Annotated in this window: 26 protein-coding genes; 10 read left to right on the forward strand and 16 right to left on the reverse strand. The window is 71.6% G+C overall.

Annotation, left to right across the window (positions count from 1 at the left end; translation table 11 throughout):
- Positions 1-37: 37 nt before the first annotated feature.
- Genes EIW28_RS06960 through EIW28_RS06980 form a run of 5 tightly spaced genes read right to left on the reverse strand, consistent with a single transcriptional unit; the run spans position 38 to position 7,081 of the window.
- Complete coding sequence (locus tag EIW28_RS06960) at positions 38-1,192, reverse strand: FHA domain-containing protein (protein ID WP_125246996.1); 1,155 nt, start codon at positions 1,190-1,192, stop codon at positions 38-40.
- Positions 1,189-2,256, reverse strand: coding sequence for a PP2C family protein-serine/threonine phosphatase (locus EIW28_RS06965; RefSeq protein WP_125246997.1), 1,068 nt, complete (start codon positions 2,254-2,256; stop codon positions 1,189-1,191). The genes EIW28_RS06960 and EIW28_RS06965 overlap by 4 nt, the downstream gene beginning before the upstream one ends.
- A gap of 12 nt (positions 2,257-2,268) precedes the next feature.
- The gene (locus EIW28_RS06970) at positions 2,269-4,746 is read right to left on the reverse strand and encodes a serine/threonine-protein kinase (RefSeq protein WP_125246998.1); all 2,478 of its coding nucleotides are present in this window, start codon (positions 4,744-4,746) and stop codon (positions 2,269-2,271) included.
- Between the two features lie 8 nt (positions 4,747-4,754).
- Positions 4,755-5,714 carry a glutamate ABC transporter substrate-binding protein gene (locus EIW28_RS06975; RefSeq protein ID WP_125246999.1) on the reverse strand — a complete coding sequence of 320 codons (960 nt, stop codon included), beginning with the start codon at positions 5,712-5,714 and terminating at the stop codon, positions 4,755-4,757.
- On the reverse strand, positions 5,711-7,081 hold the full coding sequence (locus tag EIW28_RS06980; protein ID WP_125247000.1) for a hypothetical protein: 1,371 nt from the start codon (positions 7,079-7,081) through the stop codon (positions 5,711-5,713). Before EIW28_RS06980 ends, EIW28_RS06975 begins: the two co-directional genes overlap by 4 nt.
- 153 nt (positions 7,082-7,234) lie before the next feature.
- Between EIW28_RS06980 and EIW28_RS06985 the strand changes: the two genes are divergently transcribed.
- The 3 genes from EIW28_RS06985 to EIW28_RS06995 are packed head-to-tail and all read left to right on the forward strand — an operon-like array spanning position 7,235 to position 9,126.
- Entirely contained in the window at positions 7,235-7,711 is a 477-nt protein-coding gene (locus EIW28_RS06985; RefSeq protein ID WP_197717132.1) for a deaminase, read from the forward strand.
- Positions 7,712-7,720: 9 nt separating this feature from the next.
- Entirely contained in the window at positions 7,721-8,515 is a 795-nt protein-coding gene (locus tag EIW28_RS06990) for a sulfurtransferase (RefSeq protein WP_125247001.1), read from the forward strand.
- Positions 8,512-9,126 (forward strand): hypothetical protein, encoded by a 615-nt coding sequence (locus EIW28_RS06995; protein WP_125247002.1) that lies wholly within the window; start codon positions 8,512-8,514, stop codon positions 9,124-9,126. The genes EIW28_RS06990 and EIW28_RS06995 overlap by 4 nt, the downstream gene beginning before the upstream one ends.
- Positions 9,127-9,399: 273 nt before the next feature.
- On the opposite strand, the gene EIW28_RS07000 is transcribed toward EIW28_RS06995, so the two are convergent.
- From EIW28_RS07000 to EIW28_RS07020, 5 genes are all read right to left on the reverse strand, one after another.
- Entirely contained in the window at positions 9,400-10,086 is a 687-nt protein-coding gene (locus EIW28_RS07000; RefSeq protein ID WP_125247003.1) for a metal-dependent transcriptional regulator, read from the reverse strand.
- A gap of 95 nt (positions 10,087-10,181) precedes the next feature.
- Positions 10,182-11,150, reverse strand: coding sequence for a sigma-70 family RNA polymerase sigma factor (locus EIW28_RS07005; RefSeq protein WP_125247004.1), 969 nt, complete (start codon positions 11,148-11,150; stop codon positions 10,182-10,184).
- Between the two features lie 150 nt (positions 11,151-11,300).
- The gene (locus EIW28_RS07010; RefSeq protein ID WP_232013833.1) at positions 11,301-11,930 is read right to left on the reverse strand and encodes a trimeric intracellular cation channel family protein; all 630 of its coding nucleotides are present in this window, start codon (positions 11,928-11,930) and stop codon (positions 11,301-11,303) included.
- A 69-nt stretch (positions 11,931-11,999) separates the two neighbouring features.
- Positions 12,000-12,275: a DUF3039 domain-containing protein gene (locus EIW28_RS07015; protein WP_232013834.1), complete on the reverse strand. Its 276-nt coding sequence runs from the start codon at positions 12,273-12,275 to the stop codon at positions 12,000-12,002.
- A gap of 34 nt (positions 12,276-12,309) precedes the next feature.
- The gene (locus EIW28_RS07020; RefSeq protein ID WP_125247005.1) at positions 12,310-12,657 is read right to left on the reverse strand and encodes a DUF3099 domain-containing protein; all 348 of its coding nucleotides are present in this window, start codon (positions 12,655-12,657) and stop codon (positions 12,310-12,312) included.
- A gap of 41 nt (positions 12,658-12,698) precedes the next feature.
- On the opposite strand from EIW28_RS07020, the gene dtd reads away from it, so the two are divergent.
- Together dtd and EIW28_RS07030 are read left to right on the forward strand one after the other, a co-directional pair.
- A complete protein-coding gene (gene dtd, locus EIW28_RS07025) occupies positions 12,699-13,121 on the forward strand; it encodes a D-aminoacyl-tRNA deacylase (protein WP_125247006.1) in 423 nt (140 codons plus the stop codon).
- 127 nt (positions 13,122-13,248) lie between these two features.
- Positions 13,249-14,961 (forward strand): DEAD/DEAH box helicase, encoded by a 1,713-nt coding sequence (locus tag EIW28_RS07030; RefSeq protein ID WP_125247007.1) that lies wholly within the window; start codon positions 13,249-13,251, stop codon positions 14,959-14,961.
- A 330-nt stretch (positions 14,962-15,291) separates the two neighbouring features.
- On the opposite strand, the gene EIW28_RS25620 is transcribed toward EIW28_RS07030, so the two are convergent.
- The 3 genes from EIW28_RS25620 to EIW28_RS07045 form a co-directional block, all read right to left on the reverse strand.
- Positions 15,292-15,531 carry a DUF7455 domain-containing protein gene (locus EIW28_RS25620; protein WP_091053111.1) on the reverse strand — a complete coding sequence of 80 codons (240 nt, stop codon included), beginning with the start codon at positions 15,529-15,531 and terminating at the stop codon, positions 15,292-15,294.
- A gap of 330 nt (positions 15,532-15,861) precedes the next feature.
- Positions 15,862-17,454, reverse strand: coding sequence for an RNA polymerase sigma factor (locus EIW28_RS07040; protein ID WP_125247008.1), 1,593 nt, complete (start codon positions 17,452-17,454; stop codon positions 15,862-15,864).
- 202 nt (positions 17,455-17,656) lie between these two features.
- Complete coding sequence (locus EIW28_RS07045; protein WP_158630307.1) at positions 17,657-18,169, reverse strand: LytR C-terminal domain-containing protein; 513 nt, start codon at positions 18,167-18,169, stop codon at positions 17,657-17,659.
- A 348-nt stretch (positions 18,170-18,517) separates the two neighbouring features.
- Here EIW28_RS07045 and EIW28_RS07050 point away from each other — a divergent pair, with 348 nt between their 5' ends.
- Entirely contained in the window at positions 18,518-18,814 is a 297-nt protein-coding gene (locus tag EIW28_RS07050; RefSeq protein ID WP_125247010.1) for a DUF4193 domain-containing protein, read from the forward strand.
- A 151-nt stretch (positions 18,815-18,965) separates the two neighbouring features.
- Here EIW28_RS07050 and EIW28_RS07055 read toward each other — a convergent pair whose 3' ends face one another.
- A complete protein-coding gene (locus EIW28_RS07055; RefSeq protein WP_125247011.1) occupies positions 18,966-19,442 on the reverse strand; it encodes a DUF3093 domain-containing protein in 477 nt (158 codons plus the stop codon).
- 66 nt (positions 19,443-19,508) lie between these two features.
- Here EIW28_RS07055 and dut point away from each other — a divergent pair, with 66 nt between their 5' ends.
- The 4 genes from dut to EIW28_RS07075 are packed head-to-tail and all read left to right on the forward strand — an operon-like array spanning position 19,509 to position 21,830.
- Entirely contained in the window at positions 19,509-19,985 is a 477-nt protein-coding gene (gene dut, locus EIW28_RS07060; protein WP_125247012.1) for a dUTP diphosphatase, read from the forward strand.
- Positions 19,978-20,721 (forward strand): DUF3710 domain-containing protein, encoded by a 744-nt coding sequence (locus EIW28_RS07065; RefSeq protein WP_125247013.1) that lies wholly within the window; start codon positions 19,978-19,980, stop codon positions 20,719-20,721. The genes dut and EIW28_RS07065 overlap by 8 nt, the downstream gene beginning before the upstream one ends.
- Positions 20,722-21,096, forward strand: a complete 375-nt coding sequence (locus tag EIW28_RS07070; protein ID WP_125247014.1) for an OB-fold nucleic acid binding domain-containing protein — start codon at positions 20,722-20,724, stop codon at positions 21,094-21,096.
- A 35-nt stretch (positions 21,097-21,131) separates the two neighbouring features.
- Positions 21,132-21,830 (forward strand): DUF3159 domain-containing protein, encoded by a 699-nt coding sequence (locus tag EIW28_RS07075; RefSeq protein ID WP_125247015.1) that lies wholly within the window; start codon positions 21,132-21,134, stop codon positions 21,828-21,830.
- Between the two features lie 53 nt (positions 21,831-21,883).
- Here EIW28_RS07075 and EIW28_RS07080 read toward each other — a convergent pair whose 3' ends face one another.
- Positions 21,884-23,014: a lytic polysaccharide monooxygenase gene (locus tag EIW28_RS07080; RefSeq protein WP_125247016.1), complete on the reverse strand. Its 1,131-nt coding sequence runs from the start codon at positions 23,012-23,014 to the stop codon at positions 21,884-21,886.
- A 173-nt stretch (positions 23,015-23,187) separates the two neighbouring features.
- The gene (locus tag EIW28_RS07085; protein WP_125247017.1) at positions 23,188-24,246 is read right to left on the reverse strand and encodes a lytic polysaccharide monooxygenase; all 1,059 of its coding nucleotides are present in this window, start codon (positions 24,244-24,246) and stop codon (positions 23,188-23,190) included.
- Positions 24,247-24,259 lie beyond the last annotated feature (13 nt).

A 24,259-nucleotide genomic window follows, 5' to 3' on the forward strand; every position in this document is an offset into this window, starting at 1 on the left:
GGGCCGGGTCGAACGACCCGGCCCTTCAGTCTGCGTCTCAGCCCTCGTAGTGGATCGTCAGCCGCGTCCACGCGCCGATGTTGATGTAGGTGCCGTCCCCGACCGGGAACTCCACGTTCGGCGCCAGCGGCTCGTCGGAGCCGTTGAGGAACGTGCCGTTCGAGGAGCCGACGTCCATGATCGTCCACGAGCCGTCCGGCTTGGCGAACAGGCGCGCGTGCTGCGCGCTCACGCCCGGGTCCGCGACATCGCCCGACAGGTCGATGTCCGGCGTGATCCCGCGCTTCGCCGAGTAGCGGCCGATCGTCAGCTCGCCCTTGTCGAGCGGGAAGCGGCGGGGCTTCGCGAACGACGGGTACTGGAGCTGCGAGGCCCCGTCCGAGGCCGCGACCTTGTTGAAGTAGCCCTGGTCCGCGGTGACGGCCACGCCCCAGCGGGTCGCGGTCTGCCCGGGAGGCGCGTAGTTCGACGCGAGGTCGCTCGGCTGCGCGTCCGGCATCGAGAACCCGCCGGTGCCCGTCGAGGGCGGCGCCGAGGTCGGGGCGCCGAACGGCGCGGCCGGCACGCCCGGAGGCGGACCGGGAGGCGCCGACGTCGGCGCGTACGACTGCTGCGCGTACGGGTCCTGGCCGTACCCGCCGGGCTGCTGCCCGTACGGGTCCTGCTGCGGCTGGCCGTACGGGTCCTGCGGCTGCGAGGGCTGCCCGTAGGGGTCCTGCCCGTACCCGCCCGGCTGCTGCCCGTACGGGTCCTGCTGCTGCGGCTGCCCGTAGGGGTCCTGCCCGTAACCCTGCTGCTGGGGCTGGCCGTACGGGTCCTGGCCGTACCCGCCCTGCTGCTGGCCGTACGGGTCCTGCTGGCCGTAGCCGCCCTGCGGCTGCGACTGCTGCCCGTACGGGTCCTGGCCGTAGCCCTGCTGCTGCCCGTAGGGGTCCTGCTGCTGCGGCTGGCCGTACGGGTCCTGCCCGTACCCGCCCTGCTGCTGCTGGCCGTACGGGTCGGGCTGCCCGTAGGGGTCGTTCGACGGGTAGCCCTGCCCGAACGCGGCGGGGGACTGCGGAGGCTGGCCTTGCTGCCACGCCGGGTTGGGGGTTCCGCACTGCTCGCAGAACTGCGCCTGCGGGAACGCCCCGCACGCGCACTGGTACCCGCCCGGCTGTGGGGCACCGCCGTAGGTCGGCTGGTAGGTCAAGGTCGTCCCCCTCCAAGCATTTGGGTGTACTCGGCCTCGCTGACGACACCGTTCAGCGGGGCGGGCCCGTTCTCCCCGTCCGGAGCGCCCTGGTCCGCGCGCTCGCGCGCGCGTTCGTCGACCTGGACCGAACCGGGGGATTCGAGTTCCACCACCGCGACACTGATGTTGTCATGCCCGCCGTTGGCGAGCGCTTGTCGTGTCAACGCTACCGCCTTCTCGCCAACGCTGCCGTCCGGCAGTGGCAGAAGGTCGTGATCGTCATTGAAATAACGCGACAGACCATCGCTGCACACTACGACATGCCCCCCGCCCAGATCCACGCGGAGGAGGTTCGGGTTCAGCGTCGGCGCGTCCGCCCCGAGCCATGCCAGCAGGGCTTTCGCATACGGGTTGCGGTACCGCTCGTCCGCGGGGTCCACCCCCTGGTACTCCAGCCGGGCCTGGATGGTGTCGTCCACCGTCAGGCACCGCGCCTCCTTCTCGCCGGCCCAGTACGCTCGCGAATCGCCGACCCAGCACAGGACCGCCTGGTTCCCCTCGACGACCGCCGACACGTACGTCGACGACGGCGGCGAGTTCGGGTACTGCTTGCCGACCGCGGCCACCGCCGAGTGGGCCGCGCCCACCCCGCGCCGCGACGCGTCCTCCGCCGACAGGCCCTCGGCCAGCGCGAGTCGGATCTCCGTCACAGCCGCTTCCACCCCTGCGAGTGACGCGCGCTCGGAGTCCGAGGCGCCCGAGACGCCGTCGCACACCACCGCGATCTTGCGGCCGTCCTCGGCCAGCGCGATCGCGATCGAGTCCTGGTTGTAGTGGTGGCGCTTCCCGACGTCCGTCGCCGCGCCGATGCCGGGCATCTCGAACGACAGGTGGTCGTCGGACCCGCCGGGGTGGTCGGGATTCTCCTCGACCGCCGCCGAGGATCGCCACGCGACGGCCTCGGCGGGGACCTCGAACTCCTCCAACTCCCCGCCGCAGTCCTCGCAGTAGCGGCCGAGGTCTGCCGGCAGACCGCAAGCGGTGCAACGCTTCGCGGCGCCCATGGTGGGTGAGGGCTGCATAGGGCTCCTTCGCTACAGCATCGTGCGGGGGCGGTGGCGGTTGGCCAGGTCGAAGTAGTACACCTGGTCCTCCCTGCGGGTGCAGGCGTGGGCGAGGTCCCGGTAGGCCCGCTCCAGCGCCAGGCGCAGCTCGCGCTCCTCGGGGCGGGCCCCGAAGATCGGCGGCTCGCCGGCCGGTCCGGTGCGCACCACGGTGTCGAGCGCCTGGTGCAGGATCCGGGTCGACACCAGGTGCCGGCGCCGCGGTTCGAGCTTGAGCTCGTCGAGGCGCCCCGCCATGTGGTGCAGGTCCAGCAGCGACGGCGGCGAGGTGCGCGAGTGCAGCGCCGTCTGGATCGCCGCGGTCTGCGCGATCCCGTACTGCGCCGAGGTCTTCGGGACCTGGTGCAGCGTCGTGATCGCGTCGGTCGAGTTGCCTTCGAGGTCGAGCAGGCGCGCCCGCCCGTACGCGGCCGACACGAACCGGTGGTCGCAGGTCCAGATCCGCGTGTAGTGCGGCAGCGCCAGGTCGTTGCGCCCGGCCAGCTCCGCGCACGCGGCCAGCGCCAGGCGCGGCGACAGCTCTCCGGGCAGGTGCGAGTACACCGCGTCGAAGTGCGCCGCGGCCGTGGCGAAGTCGGCGGCCAGCAGCGAGATGATCCCGCGCAGCCACGTCACCTGCCACGTGTTGCCCTCGCGCTGCGCGAACTGGTCGAGCACCGCCGCGGCCTGGTGCAGCTCCCCGGCGTTCACCAGGGTCCGCACCCGCCGCAGCTGCACCTCCGGGCTCTGCTGCGGCGCCGAGTTCAGCTCCGCGAGGATGCCGTTGACGTCCGTGGCCTGCTGCGTCGCGAGGAACGCGGCCATCGGGTCGGCCAGGTCCACCATCGGGGTCGGCAGCGCGTGCGCCACGACGAACGGGTCGCCGATCGCGTGCACGTCGTACTCCACGTCCGGCTCGCCGAACACCGCCTGCTCGCCAGAGAACAGCGTGGACGGCTCGAACCGCGGCTCGCCGCGCTGCACCGACTGGACCTCGTGCAGGACCCCGCGCACCTGCGTGCGCATGTCGTCGGCGTCCTGGAACCGCGAGCGCGGGTCGATGTGGCAGGCGCGCAGCAGGAGCCGGTGGAACGACCCGTACTCGGCGAACTGCGGCGCCTCCGACGCCGGCGGCAGCTTGTCGCGGTAGGTGCTGGTGAAGCCCTTGAAGTCCAAGGCCAGCACCGCCATCGAGCGGCCGATCGTGTACAGGTCCGAGGTCACCGAGGGCCCCACGGAGAGGATCTCGTCGTTCGGCACCGAGTACCCGGGCGTCCCGTAGATCGCCGACTCCATGTCCTCGGCGTGCCGCACGGCCCCGAGGTCGATGAGCTTGAGCCAGGTCTCGACGTGGATGATGTTGTCCGGCTTGAAGTCGCAGAACAGCAGGTTGCGGTCGTGCAGGTAGCTGAACGCCGGCAGCAGCTCCGCGGTGTAGGTGAGCACCTGCTCCAGCGGCAGCGGCTTGCGCTCGCCGTTCTCGTCGACCGCGTCCCTGATGTCCCGCAGCGACTTCCCGGCGATGTACTCCATGACGATGTACGACTGGAGCTGCCCCGAGCGCGGGTCGGCGGAGGTGACGAAGTCGTGGATGTCGACCACGTTCGGGTGGTCGATCCCGACCAGGAACCGCCGCTCGTTGATCGCGGCCTCGATCGCGTCCTCGTCCGAGGTGTTGATGAGGCCCTTGATGACCACCCAGCGCTGCGTCAGGTCGTCGTCGAAGTTCTTGTCGTTCGCGAGGTAGATCCAGCCGAGGCCGCCGTGCGCGATCGCGCCGAGCACCTCGTACCGGTCCGACAGCAGGTCCCCGGGGTTGAGCGCCGGCGTGAACCAGTACCTGGCGCGGCAGTACGGGCAGAAGCCCTCCACGCGCCCGGCGCGGCCCGCCTGCGGGCGCCCCACCGGCTTGCCGCACGAGGAGCAGAACCGCTTGTGCTCGGGCACCTGCGGGTTCGCCAGGACCGCCTCGGCGGGGTCGCGCGGCGGCACCGGCGGGATGTCCGAGAGGCCCCCGCGCTGGCGGGTGCTGGACGTCGTCGAGCGGGTCACCGGCCCGGTGATCGGCTGCGGCAGCGGCGCGGCCGGGGCTCGGTAGGGCGCGGGCGGCGGCGACGCGACCGCGTTGGCGGGCACGACCTGCTGCGACTGCGCCACTTGCGCCTGATTGGCGGGTGCCACCTGCCCCTGGTTGGCGGGAGCGACCTGCGCCTGGTTCGCGTGCGGCACGGGCGGTCCGACGGGCGTCGTCATGCTCGGCGGCGACAGGGCCGCCGTCCCCGGCGGGGGCGCCGAGGGCGCGGACGGGCCCGGCGGCTGCGGCGCGAAGCCCGGCTGCGGCGGCACGGGCGGCGGGGTGGACATGCGCCGGCGGACCGCGAGCGTGTCGCTCTCCTCGGTCTGCGGCTGCTGGTACTGGCCGGGCTGGTACCGCTGGGTGTGCTCGGGCGGCGGCTGCTGGTCGCTCATGCGTTCCCTCAATCCCGGTACTTCGTGGTCAGCGCGGCGGCCTCGGCCGCGAGCGGGCCCGCGAGCCACTCGTCGTACGACGCCTGCCAGCGGCCGTCGGCGATCATGGCCGCCAGGGCGCCGTTCACGAACCGCGCGAGGTCGGTGTTGCCCTTCTGGAACGCGATCCCGTACGACTCGACCGAGAACGCCTCGCCCACGACCTGGAGCGTCGGGTCCTGCACGGCCATGCCCGCGAGGATCGTGTCGTCGATCGCGACCGCGTCGACGGTGCCCTGCTGGAGCAGCACCAGGCAGTCGTTGAAGTCGGGCACGGTGACCGGCTGGACCTCGGCGTTCACGGCCGCGATGTTCCCGACCGAGGTCGAGCTCGCGCCGGTGCACACCTGCTGGTCGCCGGTCATCTCGGCGAGGCCGGCGATCCCGGACTCCTTGGTGACCAGGAGCCGCTGGCCCGCGTGGTAGTACTCGGTGGAGAACTCGACCTTCTCCCAGCGCTCGCACGTGATCGACATGGTGCGCACGACCATGTCGACGCGGTCCTCGGCGAGGGCCGTCTCGCGCTCGCCGGAGGTCATCGGCACCCAGCGGACCTTCGTGGCGTCGCCCATGACGGCCTTGACCATCTCGGTGGCGATGTCGATGTCGAAGCCGGCGAGGGTGTTCGTCTCGGGGTCGCGGTAGCCCATGAGGTTCGTGGACTGGCTGATCCCGATGCTGATCTGCTCGGGGTTGTCGAGCGTGGCCCGCGCCTGCTCGGCCGTGACGGACCCGGGGTTGTACGAGGCGAGCGGGTCGCAGCTGGTGTCGGGCGCGGCGGGGCTGGCGTCGGGGTCGAAGTCGATGCCCTCCGGCAGCGGCGTCGGCACGTCGACCTCCGGCGGCTCCATGTTCGCGGGGCTGGTGCACGCGGCCAGGATCAGGCACGCGGCGGCCGCGGCGACCGCCGTCTTCGCGAATCGAATCATGCGTAGTACTCCGCAACTCGCATCTGGATGCCGACGGCGGCGCTGATGAGCGCCGCCAGGGAGAGCGCCGCGAGGCCGGCGGCGGCGCCCGAGAGGGACCGCTGGGCGTCGACGGTGGCCTCGACGAACCGGTCGGCGCTGGTCTCGGTGGCGGCCGTCAGGGCCTCGTTGAGCGCGTTGAAGGACGTCTGGAGGCTGCCCTCGTCCTCGCCGACCGCGAGGGCCACGGCGTCGGTGTAGCTGCCCTCCTGGGCGAGCTTGACGACCTCGCCGTGCCCGTTGCCCCACGCGGTGGCCGCCTCGCGGGCGGCGTCGATGGAGCCGGCGAGCTCGGCGTCGCCGCTGAACTGCCGGTCGAGCTGGTCGAGCAGGCCGCCCTCGGCGGCGAGCTCGGCCATGTGCTCGGCGTAGCGGTCGGCGGCCTGCTGGTCCTCGCCGCGGGCGATGAGCAGGAGCGACTCCTCGGCGCGCGCCTGCTGGGCCGCGATCTCGGCCTCGGCGAGCAGTTCGAGGGGCCGCGAGCCGTCGTCGTGGGAGCGGCCGGTGTGGCTCGCGGAGGCGAGCGAGGCCATCGCGAGCCAGCCCGCGAAGACCACGAGCAGGACGGTGGCGCCGACGAGCCCCAGGTTGAACGTGCGGTTCGTCTTGCGCGAGAGCCACAGCTGGGCCCACACGAGGGTGCCGAGCGCGGCCAGGACGAGCACGGCGGCCGCGTACGGGAAGGCCGCGGCGCCGTCGCGGGACTCGGTCAGCTGCGCGAGCGCGTTCTCCTGGAGCGTGTGCGCCGACGGCAGCATCTGCTCGCGCATGAGCGTGGACGCCTGCTCCTGGTACGTCGCGCCGACCGGCTCGCCGAGCCGGTTGAACGTGCGGGCGGTCTCGACCAGGCCCGTGTACACCGGCAGGCGCGCGTTCAGCTCGGCCACGAGCTCGACGTCGGCGCCGGTCTTGACCTCGCCGGCGGCGGTCGCGAGCGCCACGGTGGCGTCGCGCAGCGCGGTCCGGTAGGCGTCGTTCATCGCCTCGGACGGCGTGCCGGTCGTCAGGTACGAGGAGGCCGCGGTCGCGTCGGCCTGCGAGAGCGCCTGGTACAGCTGGAGCGCGGCCACCGAAAGGCGACCGGACTGGCTGGTGGTCTCCTCGATCACCGCGGACTTCGCCAGGATCGAGGTCATGCCGGTGATCCCGGCGCCGAGGATGAGCGCGGCCAGGATCGCGAGCACGCCCCGCAGCTGGCCGGGCGTCTGGCGCAGCGCGGCCGCGACCCGGTCGATCCGCCGCCCGGGAGCCGCGCCGGGGGCGGGCTGCACGGCGCGGCCGCCCGCGGGCGGCGCCTGGGTCGGCGCTGGAGGGGACTGGACGGCCAAAACTGCTGCACCTCAACTCGAATTACTCGCGGATCTCCGCCCGCGCGCACGTCACCGTGGCTGGAGTGTCGGGGGACTCCCACATGGTATCGGCCCGCGGCAACGGACGCGGGCTGCCGCCCTGGCCGAGTACCGACCGGTACGGTGGGGACCGTGCAGCATGCGGAGACGACGCCCCCCGGGACCCATCGACCCTCCGATGAGGACGACGAGCGGTGGATGGCGCGCGCGTGCGACCTCGCCCGCCGCTGCCCGCCCTCCGAGACCGCGTTCAGCGTCGGGGCCGTGATCGTCGCGCACGGCGAGGTCGTGGGCGAGGGCTGGTCCCGCGCCGAGGGCCCCCACGACCACGCCGAGGAGGTCGCCCTCCGCCAGGCCGGCGCGGCCGCGAGGGGCGCGGTCGCCTACTCGTCGATGGAGCCGTGCGCGCGCCGCGCCTCCCGGCCCAGGCCGTGCGCGCGCCTGCTGTCGGAGGCCGGGGTCGCGCGCGTCGCGTACGCCCTGCGCGAGCCCGCGAACTTCGTCGACGCGCCCGGCGGCGACGCGTACCTGCGCGAGACCGGCGTGCTCGTGACCGAGATGCCCGAATTCGCGGCGGCGGCCGAAGCGCCCAACGCGCACCTCCTATAACCTGACCCCATGAGGCCATTGATCGATGCCGACCAGGCCGCGGCCTGGTCGGAGGCGGTCCGCATCGACGTCCGGTGGACGCTCGGCGGGCCCTCGAAGGAAGCCGAGTACGCCGCCGGGCATCTCCCCGGGGCCGTCTGGCTCGACTTCGACCGGGACGTCTGCGGCCCGGTCGGCGCCGTGGGCGGCCGCCACCCGCTGCCCGATCCCGAAGCGCTCCAAGCGGTCCTGCGCGCCGCCGGACTGAACGACGGCGACGCGGTCCTCGTCTACGACGACGGCGACCTCATGTCCGCCGCCCGCACCTGGTGGACGCTCCGCTGGGCCGGCGTCGAGGACGTGCGCGTCCTCACCGGCGGGATCACGGCGTGGACGGGCGCCGGGCTCCCGCTGGAGACCCAGGCGCCGCAGCGGCCGGAGGGGGACCTGACCGTGCGGCCCGGGAGCCTGCCGGTCCTCGACGCCGACGGCGCCGCCGCCTGGGCCGCCGAGCACGACCTGGTCGACGTGCGCTCGCCCGAGCGCTACCGCGGCGAGTTCGAGCCGGTCGACCCCGTCGCCGGGCACATCCCCGGCGCCGTCAACCGCTTCCTCGCCGAGGACGACCTGACCGACCTCGACCGCGTGCGCGCCCGCTACGAGCCGCTGGAGGCGCCCGCGTTCTACTGCGGCTCGGGCGTCGGCGCGGCCCGCAGCGCCCTCGCGCTCACCGCCGCCGGCCGGCCCACGCCGCCGGTCTACATCGGGTCATGGAGCGATTGGGGCTCCCTCGGCCGCGAGGTCGCCCGCGGGGAGGAGTCGTGAAGCGCCTGCTCGTCGCCGTCCCGGCGGCCCTGCTCCTGGCGCTCGGCGCGTGCAGCGACGAGAACGCCCCGGCCGGCGGCGAGCCCGCCGACACCGCCGCCAACGAGGAGGCCGCCACCCAGGAGGGCTCCGCGCCGGTCGAGCTCGACCTCGCCGACGCCGCGGGCGCCTGCCCGTACATCGACTCCGCGCTCCTGAACTCGACCACCGGCGAGGACTTCCGCTTCGCCTCGGGCGGGCCCGGCGCGGCCGAGGGCGAGGACGCGCCCGCGCAGCTGACGTGCGCCGTCCAGACCGGCGAGGCCGCCTACCCGGACCTGACGCTGTTCATCATCGGCACCGAGGCCACGGTCGAGGTGTACGAGGAGGAGCTCGCCGACGGCGCCGAGTCCCTCGACGACCTCGGCGAGGCCGCCTACTGGATCGTCCACACCGAGGACACCGGCGCCGGCCCGGCCCTGGAGATGGGCTGGTACGACGGCGGCACCATCTTCGAGATGCGGTACACGACCCCCGGCGGGACCGACCCGGCCGCGGTCGAGGGCCTCGTCGCCGGGTTCACCCAGATCGCCGCCGGCATCCAGGCCGCCCACGCCGAAGCCGCCGGCTGAGACGCGCGGCGGCCGCCGGTCCTCCGGCGGCCGCCGCTTCCGTTCCGCACGCGAGCGCCCTCCCCGCCGGGGGTGCGGGGAGGGCGCTCAGGTGCGGAGTGCAGTTCGGGGGGTTTCGGCCGGGCCGACGCCCTTGCGGGCCGCCGCGCGGTTGAAACCGTTTCCAACGCTTTGGTCAGCCTACTCCCCGGTAGTCCGGTGGTCAAGACTCCGGAGGGTGACGCCAGTGGACGGATGTCGCGACGAAAGGGCTTGCGCCCCAAGCGATTCGGACTAAACGACCGGAACGGCGAAGATCTTCGCGGCGGCGTCGACCGACAGCCGCAGCGAGCGCGACGCGGACGTCACCGCGATCTCGCCGTCCTGGCGGTCGATGACGACCTCGGCGCCCGGGTCGACCCCCGCCTCGTGCAGCGAGGTCAGCAGGTCGGGATGGGTCTGCGCCGACTCGCACAGGCGCGTGACGCGCACCTTCGCGCCGGGGGAGACCACGCTCATGGGGCGCTCGTCGCTCTCGTGCACGGCCGGGACGGCCGCCGCGTCGAGCTCGGTCAGGCCGGGGATCGTGTTGCCGTACGGGGACCGGGTGGGGTGCTGGAGCAGCTCGTACACGCGCTTCTCGACGGTGTCGCTCATCACGTGCTCCCACTTGCACGCCTCGTCGTGCGCCTCCGTGTACGACATCCCGATGACGTCGACCAGGAGCCGCTCGGCGAGGCGGTGCTTGCGCATCACCGCGACCGCCTGGCGGCGGCCCTCCTCTGTCAGCTCCAGGTGGCGGTCGCTCTTGACGTTCAGCAGCCCGTGGCGCTGCATCCGGCCCACGGTCTGGGAGACCGTCGGGCCGCTCTGCTCGAGCCGCTCGGCGATCCGGGCGCGCAGCGCCGGGACGCCCTCCTCCTCGAGCTCGAGGATCGTGCGCAGGTACATCTCGGTGGTGTCGACGAGGTCCGTGGTCACAGCTTCGTTCCTTCACTTTGTCCGCCCGCAGGGCACCGAGCGGGGTGGGTCAAGTAGCCGCCAGACCCCCTGTCTGCACCAATGGTATACGGCGATCAGGCCACATAGTCGGCGAGCCGACCCGCGTAGTCGGGCTGGCGGAGGCGGTGCAGCGCGTTCTTCTCGATCTGGCGGACGCGCTCGCGCGAGAGCCCGAAATCGGCCGAGACCTCCTCGAGCGTGCGCTGGCGCCCGTCGTCGATACCGAAACGCAGGCGCAGGACGGTTTGTTCCCGCTCCGGCAGCGAGGCCAGCACGTTCGCGATGTGGCGGCGCAGCAGCGCGTACGAGACCGCGTCGTCGTTCGCGCGCTCGCGCGGCAGGTGCGCGACCAGGTCGCCCAGCGCCGTCGAGTCGTCCTCGCCGACCGTCTGGTCCAGGCTCACCGGCTCGCGGTCGTAGGACATGAGCTCCAGGACCTTGCCCGGGGTCGTGTCGAGCTCGCGGGCGATCTCCTCGTAGCGGGGCTCGCGGCCCAGCTCGGCCATGAGGTCCTGGCGCACCCGGTTCATCCGCTTGATCTGGTCCACGGTGTGGGCCGGGACGCGGATCGTGCGGGACTGGTCGGTGACGGCCCGGTTGATGGCCTGGCGGATCCACCACGTGGCGTACGTGGAGAACTTGTAGCCCTTCTGGTAGTCGAACTTCTCGACCGCGCGGATCAGGCCCAGGTTGCCCTCCTGGATCAGGTCGAGCAGGCTCATCCCCGCGCCGGAGTAGCGCTTCGCGACCGAGACGACCAGGCGCAGGTTCGACTCGAGCATCCGCTGCTTGGCCGCGCGGCCGTCCGCGGCGACCCGGGCGAGGTCGCTGCGCAGGTCGGGGTCGGTGGTCTCGGAGATCCGGCACTCGGCCATCAGGCCGGCCTCGATGGCCTTCGCGCACTCGACCTCCTCGGAGGCGGTGAGCAGCCGGTGCTTGCCGATGCCGTTCAGATAGGCGCGCACGGGGTCGCCGGAGTACTCGGTCGCGCGCTGCGCCGGTCGCTGGGCCGGACGCTGACGGATGCTGTCGACAGGTGCCATCGGATTCGCCTTTCGCTGCATTCCCTCCCGTGCGGGTGGGGAACCCGCACCAGGCCCGGCGGGCACCGGGCTTGGGAGTACCAGCTTGCAGCGGTTTTCGCGTTTCCAGATCCCCCGGCGCGAAGGGTGGCACGAACCCGGGAGACAGGATCAGAATTTCGGCTTCGGGGCCTCCCAGCGATACCTGATGGCCACCAGTCGTACAACGAAGATCACCGCGATGGCGATCAGCATCAGCGTCCAGTGCCCGATCTGCGACTCCCACCGCGCGCCCACCGAGACGATCACCGCCCCGACGGCCGCCGCCATCGCGTAGAAGTCCTCGCGGAGCACCGCCGGGATCTCCTGGACCAGGACGTCCCGCAGGATGCCCCCGCCGATACCGGAGAGTACTCCGACGATGCAAGCCGCGTAGACCGCGAACCCGTGGTCGAGCCCCTTCACCGTCCCGACCACGGTGAACAGCGCCAGCCCGGCCGCGTCGAGCACGAGCATCGTCGGGCGCATGCGCGAGAGCGCGGGGTGGAACCGGAACACCACCAGCGAGGCGAGCACCGCCACCAGCGGGTACCGCCAGTCGGTGAGCGCCAAGGGCTTCGCGTCGATGAGGATGTCGCGCAGGGCGCCGCCGCCGAGGGCGCACAGCGCCCCGATCACGACGACGCCGAACAGGTCCAGCCGCTTGCCGACCGCCGCGCTCGCGCCCGAGGCGGCGAACACGGCGATGCCGAGCAGCTCGGCCACCAGACTCAGGGAGCCCGGGTCGATGTCAGTCTCCACCTGTGCGTTATAGCAGGCAGATCCCGGTCACACCGCCGCTCTGGACGAAGGTGAGAGCCGCGCGGCGCGCTAGCCCTGCATCTTCTCGTAGATCTCCTTGCACTGCGGGCAGATCGGGAAGCGGTCGGGGTCGCGCGAGGGGACCCACATCTTCCCGCACAGGGCCTTCACCGGGATGCCGTCGACCATGGCGGCCATGAGCTTGTCCTTCGGCACGTAGTGCGAGAAGCGCTCCTCGTCGCCGTCCTCGTACGTGTAGTTCGGCTGGGTCTGCGTCTGCTCTTCCAGCAGGGTGGAGCCGCCGCCGTCCAGACCGCCGGTCCCGGTCTCGGGAAGTCCGCTCACGTTGATCCACTCCTCGTCGCGCGGGCAAGATCAGTCAATCTTGCCACGCACGGGGCGCTAACTCCGAATCGATCATGGGCCGGTCGGGCGCCGGCAGCGTCTCGGCGCGGCGCTGGCGGTGGAAGAACGTGCCGGGGCGCTTGACCACCCGGTCGTTCGCCAGGAGCACGGCCAGCCACGGCAGGACCGCCATGCCCGCGACGCCGAAGATCAGCCACAGCCACAGCATCGGCGCGTCGGCCATCACGAGGATGCCGCACACGATGACCAGGACGCCGCGCACGGACATCATCAGGACGTAGCGGACGGTCCGGTAGCGGCGCTCCTCTTCCAAGGAGATCGCCGCATCGGTGATGACCGCTGTCTTCTCACGCCGACCCACCCTTCGAGCGTACGCCTGCGCGGTGGGGGAGGATCGGGGGCATGAGAGCAGTCGTGCAGACCGTCGCCGAGGCCGACGTCACCGTCGACGGGACCAGCGTCGGCGCGATCGGCGCGGGCCTCCTCGTCCTCGTCGGCGTCACCCACACGGATGGAGCCGCGGAGGCGCGCTGGATCGCCGAGAAGATCTGGAGCCTCCGCATCATGGAGGGGGAGCGCTCGGCGTCCGATCTGGACGCCCCGATCCTGCTGGTCAGCCAGTTCACGCTCTACGCGGACACGCGCAAGGGCCGGCGGCCCTCCTGGAACGCCGCGGCCCCCGGCCCGGTGGCCGAGCCGCTGGTCGAGGCCGTCGCCGCCCACCTGCGGTCCCTCGGCGCGCACGTCGAGACCGGCGAGTTCGGGGCCATGATGCGCGTCTCCAGCGTCAACGTGGGCCCCAACACCATCCTGCTCGAGCGGTGACGCCCGCGGCGGCGCGCCGCGGGGGCGGCCTCCGTGACGTGGCCGATTCAGGACCGGCAAGCGGGCGCCGGGACGGTTCGCGCCGCCTAGAATCATCCGGGTCCGTCGTCCACCGGAAGGAGCCCGCATGATCCCGGCCGCCCCGCCCGAATCGCTTCCGTCGCTTCGGGTCTGGCAGCGCAAAGCGATGGTGGCGTACCACCGGGGTCAATCGCGGGACTTCCTCGCCGTCGCCACCCCGGGCGCCGGCAAGACCACGTTCGCGCTGCGCATCGCCTACGACCTGCTCGCCGACGGCACCGTCGACACGGTCACCGTGGTGTGCCCGACCGAGCACCTGAAGGTCCAGTGGTCCGGAGCCGCCGCCCGCTTCGGCATCCAGCTCGACCCGGCCTTCCGCAACGCCGACGTCCACAGTGCCGCCGACTACCACGGCGTGGTCCTCACCTACGCGCAGATCGGCGCCGACCCGCAGGTGCACCGCCGCCGCACGCTCGCCCGCCGCACCCTCGTCATCCTCGACGAGATCCACCACGCCGGCGACGCCCGCTCCTGGGGCGACGGCGTCAAGACCGCCTTCGAGGAGGCCGAGCGGCGACTCGCGCTCACCGGGACCCCGTTCCGCAGCGACGACAACCCGATCCCGTTCGTCGAGTACGAGGAGTACGACGACGGCGTCAAGCGCTCGAAGGCCGACGCGGTCTACGGCTACCGTGACGCGCTCGCCGACGGCGTCGTGCGCCCGGTCATGTTCATGGCCTACTCGGGCCAGGCGAAGTGGCGCTCCAGCGCCGGCGACGAGCTCGCCGTGCGCCTGGGCGAGCCGCTCACCAAGGACCTCACGAGCCAGGCGTGGCGGACCGCGCTCGACCCCGCGGGGGAGTGGATCAGCCAGGTCATCCGGGCCGCGGACCGGCGCCTGTCGTCGCTGCGCGCCGCCGGCATCCCGGACGCGGGCGGGCTCATCATCGCGTCGGACCAGAACACGGCCCGCGCGTACGCGGGCATCCTCAAGCGCGTCACCGGCAAGAGCGCCACGATCGTCCTCTCCGACGACGCCGGCTCCTCCGAGAAGATCGCGAAGTTCGCGGCCTCGGACGACGAGTGGCTGGTGGCCGTCCGCATGGTCTCCGAAGGCGTCGACATCCCGCGCCTCGCCGTCGGCGTGTACGCCACGAACGCGCACACCCCGCTGTACTTCGCGCAGGCCATCGGCCGCTTCGTGCGGTCGCGGCGACCGGGGGAGACCGCCTCGGTATTCCTGCCGAGCGTCGTGCCGCTGCTCAGCCTGGCCGAGAACCTGGAGCAGGACCGCGACCACGTCATCAAGCCCAAGTCCGAGGACCAGGACCCCGAGCTGCTCCTGGAGCAGGCGCAGCGGGTCCTGAACGAGGGCACCGAACTCGGCGGCGAGCGCGAGACCCTGGAGTCGAGCGCGGAACTCGACGCGGTGATCTTCGACGGCGGCTCCTTCGGCCTGCCGGTGCAGGCCGGGAGCCACGAGGAGCAGGAGTACCTGGGCCTGCCGGGGCTCCTCACGCCCGAGCAGATCCACCTGCTGCTGCGCAAGCGCCAGCGCGAGCAGATGTCGAAGCAGAAGAGCGGCGCCCGCACCGAGGTCGCCGAGCGCCAGGCCGCCGAGCCGCCGATGACGAACGCGCAGCGCCGGCTCAAGCTCCGCAAGCAGTTGAACGCGCTCGTGGGGGCCCGCTCATTCGCCACGAACGAGCCGCACGGCAAGATCCACGCGACCCTGCGCTCCAAGTGCGGCGGCCCGCCGAGCGCGCAGGCGACCATCGAGCAGCTGGAGGAGCGGATCGCCGAGATCCGCTCCTGGTGAGCCCGCGGCCGGGGCCCGCGGGGCCGGGCCGATCAGGACGTCAGCGCTTGCTCCGGCGACAGCACTTTCCTCAGTGCTAGTGCTTCCAATTTCGACAGTGCCTTGCTACGACCGTGCCTCGAAACGACAGCGCCTCGGCACGACAGGGCCCTGATACGACAGCGCCTCTGGACAACAGGGGCCCCGATAAGACCATGCCTCGATTCGACCGTGCCGCACCACTGCGGCGACAGTGCCGCCGCACGACGGTTCCGGGGCGCGACGTGCCCCGGAGACGACGCAGGGCCCGAGCGGATCTCCGCTCGGGCCCTTGAAGTCTTGATATGCGGGCTAGTTCTCCGAGGCCATGAGGTCGGTGCCGCGCCACTCGAACTCGGGGTCGGCGGTGAAATCGATGGCGATCGGCACGAGCTTCTCGGCGAACTGGTTCGCGTGGTGGCCGCAGAAGACGAGGTCGCCGCCTTCGGCCAGGGTCACGCGAAGCTTTGCCGCGGCGCTACACCGATCGCAGCGCTCGCCCGCGATCGGACGTTCCTCCGTCTGGGGCGGGGGCGTCAGGGTGGATGTCATACCAGGTCCTCCGCTGCGTTCGGTCGCTGTGCTTTCAACACAACGTGGATGTTCTGTCGGCCTGTTGACCGGCTCGTTCCGTTCAACGCCTGCACTGTACTACCCCTTCCCGACATCGACCGACTGAGACTCGGCTCACTCGCCCTTGACTGTCGGGTAGTTGTTCCACACCGTAGCCCAAGGAACGGCGATCGACAACCCGGCGGGTCTTACGTGTACCCACCCGTTCGGGTGATACACACCAGGTCCGGGCCGCGCGGGCGGCGCGAGTTCGAATGCCGTGTAAGCCCACAGCGAATTTTCGGCCGCGCCGCGGCGCCTCCGGGCCCGCTAGTCGAGGTAGTCGCGGAGCACCTGCGACCGGGACGGATGACGCAATTTGGACATCGTCTTCGACTCGATCTGGCGGATGCGCTCGCGCGTGACGCCGTAGACCTGACCGATCTCGTCCAGGGTCCGCGGCTGCCCGTCGGTGAGCCCGAAGCGGAGCCGCACGACGCCGGCCTCGCGCTCGGAGAGGGTCTGGAGCACCTGCTGGAGCTGGCCCTGGAGGAGCGAGAAGGAGACCGCGTCGACGGCCACGATCGCCTCGGAGTCCTCGATGAAGTCGCCGAGCTGGCTGTCGCCCTCGTCGCCGATGGTCTGGTCGAGGCTGATCGGCTCGCGCGCGTACTGCTGGATCTCGAGGACCTTCTCCGGGGAGATGTCCATCTCCTTCGCGAGCTCGTCCGGGCTGGGCTCGCGGCCCAGGTCCTGGAGCAGCTCGCGCTGGATGCGCCCGAGCTTGTTGATGACCTCGACCATGTGGACCGGTATGCGGATGGTCCGCGCCTGGTCGGCCATGGCCCGGGTGATCGCCTGCCGGATCCACCAGGTGGCGTACGTGGAGAACTTGTAGCCCTTGGTGTAGTCGAACTTCTCGACGGCGCGGATGAGGCCGAGGTTGCCCTCCTGGATCAGGTCCAGGAACGCCATGCCGCGGCCGGTGTAGCGCTTCGCGAGCGAGACGACGAGGCGGAGGTTCGCCTCCAGGAGGTGGTCCTTGGCGCGGTCGCCGTCGCGGACGATCCACTCGAGGTCGCGGCGCATCTGCGTCGGGATCTCCTCGCCGGACTCCTTGAGGAGCTTGATGCGCTCGACGGCGTACAGGCCGGCCTCGATGCGCTTGGCGAGCTCGACCTCCTGGGCCGCGTTGAGGAGCGGGACCTTGCCGATCTGCTTGAGGTACGCGCGGACCGAGTCGGCCGAGGCCGTCATCTCGGCGTCCTTGCGGGCCTGCTTCAGGGCTTCGGAGTCCTCCTCGTCCCACTCGAAGCCGCCCTCTTCGTCGTCCTCGTCGTCGTCCTTCTTGGACTTGCCGCGGGACGCGGTCTTCTTGGCGGCCTTCTTGCGGGTGGCCTTCTTCGGCGCCGCCGCGGCGGCCTCGGCCAGCGCGTCGTCGTCCTCGGCGGCCGCGGCCGCGAGGTCGGCCTCGTCGGGCTCCTCCTCGCCGGCGGGCACGGCCTTCTTCGCGACGGCCTTCTTGGCCGTCTTCTTGACGGCGGCCTTCTTCGCGGTCTTCTTGGCGGCCTTCTTGACCGGGGCCTCGGCCTCGTCGCCCTCGGCGACGGCGGCCTTCTTCGCGACCGCCTTCTTCACCGCGGTCTTCTTGGCGGCCTTGGCGGTCGTGGTCCGGGAGGAGGTGGCGGTGCGGGCGGCCGGCACTCGCTTGCGCGTGGAGGAGGAGCCGTCCACGACCACGGTGACATCGGCCTCGGCGAGCGCGCGGAGGACCTTCTTGCCTTCGGCGGGGGAGGCCGACGCCGACTCCAGAACCTGGGCGACCGTCGCGGACGTCAGCTGCCCGTTGCTCTCTCGGGCCAGAGCGAGCAGCGAGTCGGTCAGGGAATTGACGTCTGTGCCGGTGGGACGTGCGTCAGTCACGAGCAACCTTCCGAGGCAATGGCGGGCACGGCGCAGCCGGGCTCCATAGCGGGTGAGCGTTGGATATTGGGTCGGCAGCCCAGGTCGGCACAACGACCGGGCAGGCGTGAATTGTAGCGCCGAAATTCGCCTGCGGCCCGTCCGTGATGCCGTTTCGAGCTGTGTTTCCGCATTTTCAGTGAGAGTCGGGGGTGACGGCGGTCTATTCTACCGCGCAGGTGCCCTCGGGCGCCTCGATGCCGCCGCTCTGCGCGAAGGACTGCCGTGCGTCCGACGCCGACCTGACCTCGCGGAAGTCGCTCCCGAGGGTGATCGTGATCGGCTGCGCCCACTCCAGGTCGAACCCGTCGCGGCCCTGGTAGAAGTACGCGTACGTGTGCAGTCCGGCCGCGTACTGCTCGGGACCGTACTGCACCAGCGCCGTCCCGTCGTACGGCTCCGCCGCGTCACCGGTCTCGACGACGATGAACCCGCGGTCCTCCAGCTGCGCGGCCGCCTGGTCGGCGAGGCCGGACTGGTCGGTGCCGTTCAGGACGATCACCTCGATCTCGGAGGGGTCCGGAATCGGGGCGGTCTTGATCTCGACGGCCCCCGGATCGCAGTCGCTGTTCGCCGACAGCTGCGAGTCGTTCTTGATCGCCCACAGGGTCACCAAGCCTGCGACCAGCGCCAAGGCGCACAGCACCACCAACGCGCGGATACGAGCGATACGCACGGCTTGCCTCCCCGAATGTTCGAACCCCAGCAGTTCATCTTCTGGCCCTTAGACGACCCGACGTCCCGCAAACGTTGCCATGGGAAGGCTATCGTGCGCGGGTCGTCTTCGTGGGCGAGAGGCGGTACACTCGCAGCCCTCGTCACGAAAGTGTTTCTCGCCACAATGGGGATGAAAAAGCGGGGGGCATCGTGTATAGGAATGGACTGCACGCGGTAAGGTACGCCGCCTGCACGGAGGAACCGAACCCGCCGTCCGAGCCGAGCCGCCGTGTCACCCGAGCACGCCGGCGGTACCCCGAGCTCGGTGCCGGCACCGTGAATGCAAACCAATGGGAGTGGAAAAACGATGGCAACCGACTACGACGCCCCCCGCCGGGACAAGGAAGAGACCCCTGGCCCCGACGGCATCGAGGCGCTGGCCAAGGGTCGCACCGACCAATCGGGGTCGGTGGACGTCGACGAGGCCGAGGTCGCCGAGAACTTCGAGCTGCCCGGCGCCGACCTCGGTGACGAGGAGCTGTCCGTCAAGGTCCTGCCGATGCAGGCCGACGAGTTCCGCTGCTCCTCCTGCTTCCTGGTCCACCACCGGAGCCAGTTCGCCAAGGAGAAGAACGGGCAGCCGATCTGCAAGGACTGTGCGTAGGCCGGTCCTGACCCCTCGAAAAGCGCACGGCTCGTGGGAATGCTCCCGCGAGCCGTCTCGCTTCTCCGGAGGAGTCGGCGAGGCGCTTTGACGGCTCCGTGCAAGACCTGACGGCCGCGTCTCGCTTGTCCCCGAAGGGAATTCGCGCGTCCTAGCGCTCGCTCGGCACCGCCGCCGCGAGCGCCTCGCGCAGCCGCTCCGGGCGGCGCGAGGACACGATCCAATACGGGGTCGGGTCCTCCGGGTCGTCCAGGACGATCCGCACGCCCCGGTTGATCCAGGGCCGCTGGACGACGAACGCGAGCGGGTGCTGCGCCACCCCGAGCGCGTCGGAGTACGCGACCGGCTCGAGCACCTCGACCGAGGCGACGGCCGACAGCGGCAGCCGCGCGTCGTCGACGTGCAGCCACACCCCGTCGGGCTCCTCGACCACGCGGACCGGGAGCCGGCCCAGCCACCAGGCGCCGACCAGCGGCGCCACCAGCACCACCGCGCTCGCCGCGACGCGCCACCAGCGCATGTCGCCCAGGTTCGACAGGGCCGCGGCGATGACCGCCAGGGCCGCCACGGCCAGCCAGCCCGCCGCGGGCAGGCTCATGCGCTCGGCGTACCGTTCCCCACTCCTCATATCTGAGACCATATCCCCGCATCACGCCGCGCCGACGCGCGTGCCGCCGCGAGTGAGAGGAACCCGATGACCGCGGAAGTCCCGGTCGCCATCAGGCGGCTCGACCCCGACCTGCCCGTCCCCGCCTACGCCCACGAGGGCGACGCGGGCGCCGACCTGTACGCCGCCGAAGGCGTCGAGCTCGCCCCGGGCCGGCGCGCGCTCGTCGGCACCGGCGTGGCCGTCGCGATTCCGGACGGGCACGTGGGGTACACCAACCCCAGGTCGGGCCTCGCCCACCGCCTCGGCGTGACCATCGTCAACGCCCCCGGCACCATCGACTCCGGCTACCGCGGTGAGATCAAGATCAACCTCGTCAACCTCGATCCTGAGCGGACCGCCGTCATCGAACGCGGCGACCGTATCGCACAATTGGTAGTCCAACCGGTTGTGCGAGCCCGTTTCACCGAGGTCGACGACTTCGCGCCCACACAGCGCGGCGCGGACGGCCACGGGTCCACCGGCGGGCACCGCCGACTTGCAGAGGAGAGCGAACGTGTTTAAACGGCGACGGGGAGCGAAGAAGCAGCGCCCCGCTGAGGGCGCGGTCCTCGACTCGCTGGCCGAGAGCGGCGAGACCATCGAGCGCGAGGCCACCGAGGGCCCCTACGACGTCGCCGACGCCCCCGACGACGACGTGCGGCGCATCGACCTGGGAGCGATCCGACTCCCGGTCCCCAAGGGCGTGGGCTTCCAGGCCCAGACCGACGCCAAGGGCAACATCAGCCAGGTCCTGCTCACCACCGGGACCTCCGCGCTCCAGCTGCTCGTGCGCGCCGCCCCCCGCTCCGAGGGCATCTGGCCCGAGATCCGCGAGGAGCTCGCCGCCACCGTCACCGGCCAAGGCGGCCAGGTCGAGGAGGTCGAGGGCCGCTGGGGCACCGAGCTCATCGCCAAGGTCACCACCAAGAAGGGCGACAACTCGGTGCGCTTCTGCGGCGTCGACGGCCCCCGCTGGTTCGTGCAGGCCACCTTCCAGGGCCAGCGCGCCCTCGACGAGGCCGCCGCCCCCGAACTCGACGAGGCCCTCCAGAACCTCGTCATCGACCGCGGCTCCATCGCCATGCCGGTCCGCGAGCCGCTGCCGCTCAAGCTCCCGCCGAAGATGGCCGAGGAGGCCGCCGCCCGCATCGCGCAGCGCAAGGCCGAAGGCGGCGACGGCAACCGCGCCATCATCGCCGCCGGCGACACCCCGCGGCCGCAGGTGCGCCGCAAGCCCTCGCCGCGCCCGAAGCGGTAGATGGCCGCCGCCCAGGGGCGCACCGGGGTGCGCGAGTGGTTCAAGCGCCTGGCCGCCCCGCCGCAGGAGCTGTTCGCCGCCGAGGTGCGCCGGGAGACCGCCGCCGGGGCCGTGCCGCTGGCCGGCCTCGAGGCCCGGCAGCTCGCGGTCGTCGCCGGCCGCCTCCGGTCCGTCGTGCACCGCACCGACGGGCGCTCCCCGTCGGTGGAGGCGGAACTGTACGACGGCACCGGTCAGGTCGCATTGGTCTGGATGGGCCGACGGCGTATCGTGGGCTTGGAGGCCGGGACCAGGCTCGTCGCGCGCGGGCGGGTCGCCCAGCTGGGCGACGGACGCCTCGCCATCTACAACCCGACCTACGAGCTGCGCCCCTGAGCGCGGACCGGCCACATCGAACTGGAAGGCCCGCATTGAGCACCGAGACGCCGAGCCGCAAGCCGGACGCCCGCGAGGACGACGAGCTCCCGCCGTTCACCGAGCAGCTGTCGCAGCAGCTCGGCGGTGTCAAGGGGGTCGTCGAGGCCGCCGTCCCGATCACCCTGTTCGTGGTCCTCAACCCGCTCCTGCCCGACCGGATGGGCCCGCTCAGCGGCCTCCAGTGGGCGATCGTGATCTCCGCGGCGAGCGCGCTGGGCATCGCGGCGTGGCGCGCGATGCGCAAGGAGTCGATCCGGCACGCCCTCAACGGCCTGTTCGGGATCGCCCTCGGCGCGTTCCTCGCGTGGCGGTCCACGGACGCGCGCGACTTCTACCTGCCGGGGATCATCCAGGGCTCGGTCTACGGGGTCCTGCTCATCGTCTCGGCGCTGGTGCGCCACCCGGTGATCGGCTGGATCTACGCCGTGGTCGCGCAGGGCGGCAAGAAGGAGTGGCGGCAGAACAAGCCGCTGGTGGACATCCTCAGCCGGATCACGATCCTGTGGGGCGCGGTGTTCCTCGCCAAGAACGCGGTCCGCATCTGGCTGTACTGGATCGACGCGGACAACGCGCTGGGCCTGATGACCCTCTTCGGCGGCTGGCCCGTCACGATCGCGCTGACGGCCTTCACGATCTGGGCGGTGCGCCGCCACATGAGGTCGGTCGAGTCCGCCTCGCCGAGCGAGGCGTAGGACGCGAAGGAGACGGCCCGGGGCGCCCGCCCCGGGCCGTTCCGCTTGCGGCCCTAACTCGGGAAGCACTCGAACTCCGGGGCGGTGCTGAGCGGTCCTGAGACGTTGAACCCGAATTCGGCGGTGCCGTCCACGGCCACGGCGGCGTTCCAGGCGGCGGGGCCCGCCATCTCCATGCCGCCCATCGTGGAGTGCTCGGCGCTCCAGATGCTGCTGATCGCCACCCCGCTGGTCGGCCACGTCCAGTGGAGCATCCAGGTGTGGATGGCCTGCGATCCGGTGTTCGCGATCGTCACGTTGACCGTGGCGCCCGAGCCCCAGGAGTTCACGGTGGCGGTCGCGTCGCACGCGTACCCCGCGGGGTTCCCGGTGGTCGGCCCCGAGGTCGGGGTCGTGGCCGGGTCGCTTGGGGCGGGGCTGCTCGTGGTCGGCGGCGGCTCGGTGGGCTGGCCGGAGCCGAACCACACGTCGGAGCACGAGTAGAACGACTGGTCGAAGTGGCTGGCCTGCCAGATCATGAAGACCACGTGGTGGCCGGAGCGGCCGGGCGCGGAGACCGGGATGTCGACCAGGGTGCCGCCGCCGGAGGCCGGCGGCCGGCCGACGCCCGGATTGATGTCGCCGGTGTCGGCGACCAGCTCCAGGTCGGCCCAGTCGAGCGCGTCCGTCCGGGCGTCGTAGCCCTGCTTGGTGACGTAGATGCGGTAGTAGTCGGCGCCGTGGTTCGCCTGGTCCCAGTTGGTGAACGTGAAGCTGCTGTTCACCTGGGTGGTCTTCCACGCGCCGGGGTCGTCGAGGGGCGCGTACCGGGTGCCGCCCGTCAGGCCGCCCGAGCAGAGGTAGTTGTCGGGCAGGGCCGCCTGGTGGTCGCCGCCGACCTGCTCGCGGTAGAGGCCGTTCCAGTTCCACATCGCGTTGGGGTCGTGCTGCCAGGCGGCCCAGCACATCGGGTCCTCCTTGGCCATGTCCGGGTTCTGGAAGTCCGAGCCCCAGCGCTCCCAGCAGCCGTAGTGCCGCGAGGCGGGGCCGATGGCGGTGCCGTGGCCGGACGCCGGCTGGATGAACAGGACGGCGGCGGTGCCGGCCGCGACGAGCGCGGCGACGGCGACGATCGCGGTGCGCAGGCGCCGCCGGCTCGCTTTGAGCCGGTCGGGCCGCGCCCCTCTGGTGAGGAGATTGAGCATGATAGCGCTCCCAAGATATAGGAACATTGAGAAACTTCAATGTAACCGGCTTGAGCTGCGCATGTAAACCCCGGCGGGACTGTTTTCATCGTCCGACCCGTCGAAAGTCCCAGCAGGCGCGACGGCGGCCCCGGTCGCGAGGTCCGGGGCCGCCGTCGTCGGGGATATTCGGTCTATGAAGGCAGGCAGTCGATCTCGGGCATCGTGCTCAACGATCCGTTCACGTTGAACCCGAAGGAGACCGAGCCTCCCGCCGCTATGGTCTTGTTCCAGCCCACGGGCGCGGCCATCTGCATGCCGCCCATCGTGGAGTGCTCGGCGTTCCAGATGCTGCCCACCGTGGCCGTCGAGCCGGTCGCCCAGGCCCAGTGGAGCATCCAGGAGTTGACGGTCCTGGTCCCGGTGTTCGCCACCGTCACGGTGACCGTGGCGCCCGAGCCCCAGCTGTTGACCGACGCGGTGGCCGAGCAGCTCAGGTCGGCCGGCGGGTCGGTCGGGTCGGTGGGGGGATCGGTCGGGTCCGTGGGCGGGTCCGTGGGGTCGGTCGGCGGGTCGGTGGGGCCGCCCCCGCCGAACCACACGTCCGAGCAGGAGTAGAAGGCCTGGTCGATGTGGCTGGCCTGCCACACCACGTAGACCACGTGCCGGCCGGTGCGGCCCGGCGCGCTCACGGGGATGTCGACGGCCTCGCCGGGCTCGTAGACCCCGGTGGAGACGACCCGCTCGAGGTCGGCCCAGTCGAGCGAGTCGGTGGTGGCGTCGTAGCCCTGCTTGGACACGTAGACCCAGTAGTAGTCGCCGCCGTGGACGGCCGTGTCCTCGTAGTGGAGCGTGAAGTTGTTGTTCAGCGGCGTGGTGTGCCAGGCGCCCGCCGCGTCGAGCGAGTTGTACCGGCCGCCCTCGGCGCGCCCGCCGGAGCACAGCTGGTTGTCGGGGATGCGGGTCTCGTGCTGGCCGGCCATGCCCTCGCGCAGGAGGCCGTTCCAGTTCCACATCGTGTTCGGGTTGGCCTGCCACGCCTGCGCGCACATGGGGTCGGTGTCGGCCATGTCGGGGTTGAGGTGGTCGTCGCCCCACCGCTCCCAGCAGCTGTACTGCCGGGACGGGGGACTGGTCGCCGTGCCGTGGCCGGCGGCGGGCTGGAGGAAGAAGAACGCCGACGCGCCCGCGGCCGCGAGGGCGGCGACGAGGACGATGAGCTGTCTGGCGCGATGTCGAGTGGCGCGAATCATGGTAGCGCTCCCA

The organism is Glycomyces terrestris (assembly GCF_003933745.1).
In the GTDB taxonomy this organism is placed as follows: Bacteria; Actinomycetota; Actinomycetes; order Mycobacteriales; family Micromonosporaceae; genus Glycomyces; species Glycomyces terrestris.